Here is a 9,397-nt window from a genome sequence, read left to right on the forward strand (position 1 = left end):
CGCCGGCAGCGGCACCACTGCCGGCGGCGAAGCGACGCCGAGCGCCGTTCAGAGCGCCACGATGGCCGCCGTCTCCGCCGGCAGCTCGATCCGGTCGCGCGTCACGGTGACGCCCTCCCCCGTGGCCAGCAGCACCCGGCGCGCCACCCCCGGCAGCGTGATCCGCTGCGGCTTGGCGGCCAGGTTCGCGACCACCAGCGTGTCGCCCCGGCGCATCACCAGGAACTGGTCGCCGGGGCGCACGTCGACGGCGTGCAGCCTCGGGTCGGACAGGTCGGGGCGGCTCTTGCGCAGCGCGATGAGCCGCTTGTGGAACTCGTACATCTCGCGGTGTTCGGGTTTGTCCAGCTCGGCCCAGTCGAGCCGGGAACGGGCGAAGGTCTGCGGGTCCTGCGGGTCCGGCACGTCGCCCTCCGGCCAGCCGTGGGCGGCGAACTCCCGCTTGCGGCCGGTGGCGACGGCGGTCGCCAGCTCCGGCTCGGGGTGGCTGGTGAAGAACTGCCACGGGGTGCTGGCGGCCCACTCCTCGCCCATGAAGAGCATCGGGGTGAACGGCGCGGTGAACAGCAGCGTCGCGCCGACCCGCAGCAGCCCCGGGGAGAGGGTGGCGGAGATCCGGTCGCCGGTGGCCCGGTTGCCGATCTGGTCGTGGTTCTGCAGGTACGCGACGAACCGGTGGCCCGGGGTGCGCTGCCGGTCCACGGGCCGCCCGTGGTGGCGGTTGCGGAAGCTGGACCAGGTGCCGGCGTGGAAGAACCCGCCGGTCAGCACGTCGGTGAGGCATTCCAGCGAGCCGAAGTCGCCGTAGTAGCCCTGCCGCTCGCCGGTGAGCAGGGTGTGCAGGGCGTGGTGGGCGTCGTCGTTCCACTGGGCGTGCAGGCCGAAGCCGCCGGCTTCCCGGGGCGTGATCAGCGTGGGGTCGTTGAGGTCGGACTCGGCGATCAGCGACAGCGGCCGGCCGAGGTGGGTGGAGAGCGCCTCGACCTCGACGGCCACCTCCTCCAGCAGGTGGGTGGCGCGCGAGTCGGGCATGGCGTGCACGGCGTCGAGGCGCAGCCCGTCTACGTGGTAGTCGCGCAGCCACATCAGCACGCTGTCGACGATGTAGCGGCGCACGCCGTCGGAGTGCGGGCCGTCGAGGTTGACGGTGCGGCCCCAGGTGTTGCTCTGCTCGGTGAGGTACGGCGCGAACATCGGCGCGTAGGCCCCGGAGGGCCCAAAATGGTTGTAGACGACGTCGAGGATCACCCCCAGACCCTTGGCGTGGGCGGCGTCGACCAGCCGTTTGAGGCCGTCCGGCCCGCCGTAGGGCTGGTGCGGGGCATACCAGCAGACGCCGTCGTAGCCCCAGTTGTGCTCGCCGTTGAAGGCGTTGACCGGCAGCAGCTCGATCATGTCGACGCCGAGGTCGACCAGGTGGTCAAGGCGACCGATGGCGGCGTCGAAGGTGCCCTCGGGGGTGAACGTGCCGACGTGCAGCTCGTAGAGGACGCTGCCGGGCAGCTGCCGGCCGGACCAGGCCTGGTCGGTCCACTCGAACGCCGCGTGGTCGTAGCGTCGGCTCGGCCCGTGCACGCCCGCCGGCTGCCAGGCCGACCGGGGATCGGGCAGCGCCCGCTCGTCGTCGTCGAGCAGGAAGGCGTAGTCGGTGCCGGGACCGGCGGCGGGCACCTCGATGCGCCACCAGCCGTCCGGGCCGGCGCGCATCTCGTGGTCGGCGACGCCCGGCAGGCGCAGCCGGACGCGGGCGGCCTCCGGCGCCCACACCGTGAACTCGGTCATGACGGAGCCTCCACGGACTCGGTGGTGGGAGCCAGCAGCGCGACGGGATAGGTGGCCAGCAGGTCGGCCAGGGCAGTCTGCCCGCCACTGTAGGACCGGCCCGTGAACAGGTCGGTCACCTCGTGAACGGGAAGTGACAGGGTGGTGTCGCCCCAGCCGCCGGCGCGGGCCAGGCCGAGCGGCAGCCGGGTGGCGACCGCGATCGCGCCGCCCCGGTCGAAGGCGAGCGCGTGCCGACCGGCGCGCCCGTGGGCCGGCACCGGCCGGTAGCCGGTGAACAGCTCGGGGCGGTCGCGGCGCAACCGCAGGGTCCGCGACACCACGAGCAGCTTCGCCGCTCCGCCGGCGTCGACCGGCGGGGGCGGGCCGGCGTCGAGGCGGGCCAGCAGTTCCCGGCGTACGGCGAAGTCGACCGGGCGGCGGTTGTCCGGGTCGACCAGCGAGTTGTCCCACAGCTCGGTGCCCTGGTAGGTGTCCGGCACCCCGGGCATGGCGAGCTGCACCAGCTTCTGCCCCAGCGAGTTGGACCAGCCGGCGGGGGCGATCTCGTCGGCGAACGCGGTCAGCTCGGCGTGCAGCTGCCGGTCGTCGTACATCGCGTCGACCACGTCGTGCATGGCCCGCTCGAAGACCGGGTCGGGGTCGGCCCAGCTCGTGGCGGCGGACGCCTCCCGGGCGGCCTTCTCGGCGTACGCGTGCAGCCGCTCCCGTTCGATCGGCCAGGCGCCGACGGCGGTCTGCCACAGCAGGTGCGCGAAGGCCGGGTCGGGCAGCGGCGCGCGGGCCGTCCACCGGGCGACGAGGTCGGCCCAGCGCCCCGGCAGTTCGCTGAGCACGGCGAGGCGGGCCCGTACGTCCTCGGAGCGCTTGGTGTCGTGGGTGGAGAGGGTGGTCATGCTCGCCGGCCAGCGCACCTGCCGGGCGGCGGCGAAGCGGTGGAACTCGGCCGGCGGCACGCCGAAGTGCGCGGGGCTGCCGCCGACCTCGTTGAGCGCGACGAAGCGGCTCCACCGGTAGAAGGCGGTGTCCTCCACCCCCTTGGCCATCACCGCGCCGGTGAACTGCGGGAAGCGCTTCGCCAGCTCGTCGTCCGGGTCGCGCAGACGGCGGGTGAGCGCGTCCAGCGCGCCGGTCAGGTCGGGGCGGCGGCGGCCGGCCTCGGCGCGGGCGGCGGCCAGGTGCCGGGCGCCCTCCGGCTGATAGCCCCGGTAGACGGCGAAGGCGGCGGCCAGCTCGGCCAGCGCCGCCCGGGCGGTGTCGTGGTCGACGTCACCGGCGAGCGCGGCGAGGCGGGTCAGCTCGGCCGACAGCAGCCGGGTGGCCGCCGCGAGCTTGGTGTCGTGGGTGAGGTCCTGCCAGGAGGTGTGCCGGCCGACGAGGTGGGTGTCCAGGGCGGTGAAGTCGCCCTCCGCGTCGGGGTCGACGAAGAGCCCGCAGACGGCGGCGAGCGCGTCGTAGCCGGTGGTGCCGTCCACCGGCCAGTCCGGCAGCTCCTCGCCGTACTCCAGGATCTTCTCCACCACCAGCCACGCGTTGGGGGCGGCGGCGCGCAGCCGGGCCAGGTAGGCCGACGGGTCGCGCAGCCCGTCCGGGTGGTCCACGCGGATGCCGTCGACCTCGCCGGCCGCCGCCCACCGCAGGACCTGCTCGTGGGTGGCGGCGAAGACCTCCGGGTCCTCCACCCGCAGCCCGGCCAGGTCGGAGACCGCGAAGAAGCGGCGGTACGTCAGCTCGGCGTCGCCGCGCCGCCAGGAGACCAGCTCGTAGTGCTGCCGGTCGTGCACCTCGCGGGGACTGCCGTCGCCGGTGCCGTCGGCGATGGGGAAGCGGTGCTCGTGGTAGCGCAGCTCCCCCTCGGCGAGCTTGAGGTCGTCGAGGGCGTCCGGGGAGTCGGCGAGCACCGGCAGCAGCAGCCGGCCGCGGTCCCAGTCGACGTCGAACCAGCTCGCGTACGCCGAGTCCCGGCCCCGGCGCAGCACGTCCCACCAGGCGGGGTTGGCGGCGGGCACGGCCACCCCGGCGTGGTTGGGCACGATGTCCACGACCAGGCCGAGCCCGGCGGCGCGCAGCGCCCGCAGCAGCCGCTGCCGGGCCGCCTCGCCGCCCAGCTCGGGGTTGACGGCACGGTGGTCGACCACGTCGTAGCCGTGCGCCGAGCCGGGGGTGGCGGTGAGCAGGGGCGCGCTGTAGAGGTGCGTGACGCCGAGGCCGGCCAGGTAGTCGGCGAGTGCGGCGGTGGCGTCCAGGTCGAAGCCGGGGCGCACCTGCACCCGGTAGGTGGCGCCCACCCGGGACGCGTCGGGTCGAGGGGTGGTCGACATGTCAGGCCTTCCTCTCCAGCACCATCACGCACCGGTCGGGCACGCAGAGGGTGCCGCCCGCCTCGACCACCGTGGTCTTCTCGGGCTCCGGTTCCGCGGTGCTGATCACCACCTCCCAGCGCGGCCCGAACTCGGGGCCGGGCACGGTGAAGTCCAGCGGGGCGTCGTGGGCGTTGAAGCAGAGCAGGAAGGAGCCGTCCACGTGGCGCTGGCCGTACGGGCCGCGTTCGCGGATGCCCTCGCCGTTGACGAAGAGCGCGACGGCGCGGCCGAAGTCGTTGCCCCAGTCCTCGCCGGTCATCTCCCGCCCGTCGGGGGTGTACCAGGCCAGGTCCGGCAGGGGCTCGTCGACCAGCCGGGAGCGCACCGGCAGGCCGGTGAAGAAGCGCCGGCGGCGGAACACCTGGTGGCGGCGGCGGAAGTCGACGAGCTTGCGGGTGAACTCCAGCAGGTCGGTGTCGGCGGCGTCCCAGTCGACCCAGGCCAGCTCGCTGTCCTGGCAGTAGGCGTTGTTGTTGCCGTGCTGGGTGCGGCCCAGCTCGTCGCCGTGGCCGATCATCGGCACGCCCTGGGAGAGCACCAGGGTGGCCAGGAAGTTGCGCCGCTGCCGGGCCCGCAGGGCGCGTACGGCCCCGTCGTCGGTGTCGCCCTCGACGCCGCAGTTCCAGGACCGGTTGTGGCTCTCCCCGTCCCGGTTCTCCTCGCCGTTGGCCTCGTTGTGCTTGTCGTTGTACGAGACCAGATCGCGCAGGGTGAACCCGTCGTGGCAGGTGACGAAGTTGATGCTGTGGAAAGGGCGGCGCCCGTCGTCCTGGTAGAGGTCGGCGGAGCCGGAGATGCGGGAGGCGAACTCGGCCAGGGTGGCCGGCTCGCCGCGCCAGAAGTCGCGCACGGTGTCGCGGTACTTGCCGTTCCACTCGGTCCACACCGGCGGGAAGTTGCCCACCTGGTAGCCGCCCGGCCCGACGTCCCACGGCTCGGCGATCAGCTTGACCTGGCTGACCACCGGGTCCTGCTGCACGACCTCGAAGAAGGTGGAGAGGCGGTCGACCTCGTAGAACTCCCGGGCGAGGGTGGCGGCGAGGTCGAAGCGGAACCCGTCGACGTGCATCTCGGTCACCCAGTACCGCAGCGAGTCCATGATCAGCTGGAGCGAGTGCGGGCTGCGGACGTTGAGGCTGTTGCCGGTGCCGGTGTAGTCGACGTAGTAACGCCTGTCCTCCTCGCTGAGCCGGTAGTAGCTGGCGTTGTCGACGCCCTTGAAGCTCAGCGTCGGGCCGAGGTGGTTGCCCTCGGCGGTGTGGTTGTAGACCACGTCGAGGATGACCTCGATGCCGGCGGCGTGCAGCGCCTTGACCATGCCCCGGAACTCCTGCACCTGCTGGCCGAGGTGGCCGAGCGCCGAGTAGCCGTGGTGCGGGGCGAAGAAGCCGATGGTGTTGTAGCCCCAGTAGTTGCGCAGCCCCAGGTCGGTCAGCCGGTGGTCGTGCACGAACTGGTGCACCGGCATCAGCTCGACGGCCGTCACCCCGAGCTTCGTCAGGTGCTCGATCATCGGCGGGGAGGCGAGGCCGGCGTACGTGCCGCGCAGCTCCTCGGGGATGTCCGGGTGGCGCATCGTCAGGCCGCGCACGTGCGCCTCGTAGATCACCGAGTGGTGGTAGGGGATGCGGGGTGGTTTGTCGTTGCCCCAGTCGAAGTACGGGTTGACCACCACCGACTTCGGCATGAACGCCGCCGAGTCGGTGGTGTTCATCCGCTCCGGGTCGCCGTGCTCGTAGTCGTACACGGCCGGGTCCCACCGCACGTCGCCGTCGACCGCCTTGGCGTACGGATCGAGCAGCAGCTTGGCCGGATTGCAGCGCAGCCCGTTCGCCGGGTCGTACGGCCCGTGCACGCGGTAGCCGTAGCGCTGCCCCGGCTCGATGCCCGGGATGTACGCGTGCCAGACGTACGCGTCGACCTCCCGCAGCTCGACCCGCCGCTCGGCCCCGGTGTCCCACTCGTCGAACAGGCACAGCTCGACCCGCTCGGCCACCTCCGAGAAGATGGCGAAGTTGGTGCCCATCCCGTCGTAGGTGGCCCCCAGGGGGTACCGCTCACCCGGCCAGACCTGCATGTCGCTCCTTTGCAAGATCATGAGCGCGCACCGCACCATGAGCGCACCACACGGCGAGGGCCGGCGGCGCGCGTGCGGGTATTGCCCCGCGCGCTCCGCCGCCAATCCACCCGTTCGGCCGACGACCGGTATCCGCCCGACTGATGCGAGCTGGACCTTCGGGTGTCGTCCGTCACCTTGGCCCCTTTCGAGGTGCGGGATCGGCTCGCATGCCCTTTGCTTGTTCGCGGGGCGCGCACGCGCGTCTCCAGTCGGCCCCTCGGCCACCCCCACCACTCGTTCTGCCGCCACCGTTGCCGGCGCGTTCCACCATGCATGGACGGAGATTGATGTGACGACCCTGCGGGTCGGCGAGCAGCCCACCACCATTCCGGGCCGGGTCCACCGGCCCACCCTCACCTCCCGGCCCCAGCTCCCGACGGCGGCCGGACCGGGCACGCCCCCGCAGACCCGCCGCATCCTCATGCTCTCCTGGGAGTACCCGCCGGTCCTGGTCGGCGGCCTCGGCCGGCACGTGCACGCCCTCTCGGTCGCCCTGGCCGCCGCCGGGCACGAGGTCACCGTCGTCACCCGGCACAGCGAGGGCGCACCCCTGGAGGAGTACGCCGACGGCGTCCGCATCGTCCGCGCCGCCGAGGACCCGGTCACCTTCCCCCTGGCCACCTCCTCCCTGCTCGCCTGGACCATGGCGTTCAACCACACCCTCACCCGCGCCGCCCTGCGCGCCACCGAGGCCGGCTCCTACGACGTCATCCACGCCCACGACTGGCTCGTCGCGCACACCGCGATGACCCTGCGCGAGCACCTGGACATCCCGCTGGTCAGCACCATCCACGCCACCGAGGCCGGCCGGCACCAGGGCTGGCTGCCGGAGGAGATGAACCGCACCATCCACGGCGTCGAGCACTGGCTGGCCGGCGAGTCGGGCCGGGTGATCGTCTGCTCCGGCTACATGCGCGACGAGGTGACCGGGCTGTTCGGCGTGCCGCCGGGCCGGGTCGACGTGGTGCCCAACGGGGTGGAGCCGCACCGCTGGCGGGTCCCGGCCGCCGCGGTGGCGCAGGCCCGCGCCCGCTTCGCCGGGGACGGGCCGCTGGTCACCTTCGCCGGCCGGCTCGTCTACGAGAAGGGCGTGCAGCACCTGATCGCCGGGCTGCCCCGGCTGCGCGAGCGGCACCCCGGGCTGCGCGCGGTCATCGTCGGCGACGGGCCGTACCGCGGGGAGCTGGAGGCCGAGGTGCACCGCCTGGGCCTCGGCGGCACCGTCAGCCTGCCGGGCTTCCTCGGCGGCACCGACCTGCCGGCCGTGATGGCCGCGTCCGACTGCTTCGCCGTGCCGAGCATCTACGAGCCGTTCGGCATGGTGGCCCTGGAGGGCGCCGCCGCCGGCGCGCCGCTCGCGGTGTCGGCCACCGGTGGCCTCGCCGAGATCGTCGAGCCGGGGGTGACCGGGATGACCTTCCGGCCGCACGACCCGGACGGGCTCAGCGACGCCGTCGACGCGCTGCTGTCGGACCGGGACCGGGCCCGCCAGCTCGCCCGCCGGGCCCGCGTCATGGTGCACGAGCGGTACGGCTGGTCGGCCATCGCGCAGCGCACGGCCGCCGCCTACGCGGCGGCGATCGCCACCGCGCCGGCCTTCGCCGTCGGTACGGTCGGAGCTCAGCGCTGCGCGAACGGGGTGTACTCCCGCTCGGGGGCACCGGTGTAGACCTGCCGCGGGCGGCCGATCTTGGTCTCCGGGTCGTTGATCATCTCGCGCCACTGCGCGATCCAGCCGGGGAGCCGACCCAGCGCGAAGAGCACCGTGAACATCTTGGTCGGGAAGCCCATGGCCTTGTAGATCAGGCCGGTGTAGAAGTCCACGTTCGGGTAGAGCTTGCGGGAGACGAAGAACTCGTCGGCGAGGGCGATCTCCTCCAGCTGCATGGCGATGTCCAGCAGCGGGTCGGGGTTGGCCATCCGGCCAAGCACGTCCTGGGCCGCCTTCTTCACGATCGCCGCGCGCGGGTCGTAGTTCTTGTAGACCCGGTGGCCGAAGCCCATCAGCTTCACGCCGTCCTGCTTGTCCTTCACCTTGCGGACGAAGGACGCGACGTCGCCGCCGTCGGCCTGGATCTTCTCCAGCATCTCCAGCACGGCCTGGTTGGCGCCGCCGTGCAGCGGACCGAAGAGCGCGTTCACGCCGGCCGAGACCGAGGCGAAGAGGTTGGCGTTGCTGGAGCCGACCAGCCGCACGGTCGAGGTGGAGCAGTTCTGCTCGTGGTCGGCGTGCAGGATGAACAGCATGTCCAGGACCTTGGCCATCACCGGGTCGACCTCGTACGGCTCCGCCGGCACGCCGAAGGTCATCCGCAGGAAGTTCTCCACGTAGCCCAGCGAGTTGTCCGGGTACAGCAGCGGCTGGCCGATCGACTTCTTGTAGGCGTACGAGGCGATGGTGGGGACCTTCGCCATCAGCCGCACGGTGGACATCTCGACGTGCGAGGCGTCGAACGGGTCCAGGCTGTCCTGGTAGAAGGTGGAGATGGCGCTGACGGCCGAGGAGAGCACGGCCATCGGGTGCGCGTCGCGCGGGAAGCCGTCGAAGAAGCGGCGCATCTCCTCGTGCAGCAGCGAGTGCCGGCGGATCCGCTCGGTGAACTCGGTCAGCTGCTGCTGGGTCGGCAGCTCGCCGTAGATCAGCAGGTAGGAGACCTCCAGGAAGGAGGACTTCTCCGCGAGCTGCTCGATCGGGTACCCCCGGTAGCGCAGGATGCCCGCGTCGCCGTCGATGTAGGTGATGGCGGACGAGCAGGCCGCGGTGTTGACGAAGCCGGGGTCGTACGTCGTCATCCCGGTTTCCTTCAGCAGCTTGCCCACCCCGATGCCGGCGGGGCCCTCGACCGCGGATTGCACCGGCATCGAAAGCTGCCCACCGGGGTGATCGAGCTTGACTTCCGTCATGTTTCCCTCGCTTCGCCGGCAGATCTGCGTTGAATTGCCTTCGCTTTTACCGTAATCACGGTCGAGGAGATACCGCCCGTCGTGGTTCGACGGTGAGGCATGCGTCACCCGTTTCCCGACCAGCGAGCCGGGAAACCCGCGCAATCCGGGCGCGCCGCTGCCGACGAGGCATGGGAACGCTACCCCGCCCGACCGCCCGCCCCACGCCCATCGCACCCCCGCCCCACCC

Annotated in this window: 5 protein-coding genes; 1 reads left to right on the forward strand and 4 read right to left on the reverse strand. The window is 72.4% G+C overall.

Annotated elements, in window-relative coordinates; all coding sequences use genetic code 11:
- Positions 1-48 precede the first annotated feature (48 nt).
- The 3 genes from treZ to glgX are packed head-to-tail and all read right to left on the reverse strand — an operon-like array spanning position 49 to position 6,222.
- On the reverse strand, positions 49-1,782 hold the full coding sequence (treZ, locus tag ACSNN9_RS17945) for a malto-oligosyltrehalose trehalohydrolase (protein WP_436674496.1): 1,734 nt from the start codon (positions 1,780-1,782) through the stop codon (positions 49-51).
- Positions 1,779-4,103 (reverse strand): malto-oligosyltrehalose synthase, encoded by a 2,325-nt coding sequence (treY, locus tag ACSNN9_RS17950; protein WP_436674497.1) that lies wholly within the window; start codon positions 4,101-4,103, stop codon positions 1,779-1,781. The genes treZ and treY overlap by 4 nt, the downstream gene beginning before the upstream one ends.
- 1 nt (position 4,104) lies before the next feature.
- Entirely contained in the window at positions 4,105-6,222 is a 2,118-nt protein-coding gene (glgX, locus tag ACSNN9_RS17955; protein WP_436674499.1) for a glycogen debranching protein GlgX, read from the reverse strand.
- A 331-nt stretch (positions 6,223-6,553) separates the two neighbouring features.
- Between glgX and ACSNN9_RS17960 the strand changes: the two genes are divergently transcribed.
- The gene (locus ACSNN9_RS17960) at positions 6,554-7,933 is read left to right on the forward strand and encodes a glycosyltransferase family 4 protein (protein ID WP_436674502.1); all 1,380 of its coding nucleotides are present in this window, start codon (positions 6,554-6,556) and stop codon (positions 7,931-7,933) included.
- Here the strand turns inward: ACSNN9_RS17960 and ACSNN9_RS17965 are convergent.
- On the reverse strand, positions 7,885-9,168 hold the full coding sequence (locus ACSNN9_RS17965; RefSeq protein WP_436674503.1) for a citrate synthase: 1,284 nt from the start codon (positions 9,166-9,168) through the stop codon (positions 7,885-7,887). The two genes, ACSNN9_RS17960 and ACSNN9_RS17965, sit on opposite strands and share 49 nt — an antisense overlap.
- Positions 9,169-9,397: the final 229 nt, after the last annotated feature.

The sequence above is a fragment of the Micromonospora sp. URMC 107 genome (assembly GCF_051386315.1).
Taxonomy (GTDB): Bacteria; Actinomycetota; Actinomycetes; order Mycobacteriales; family Micromonosporaceae; genus Micromonospora.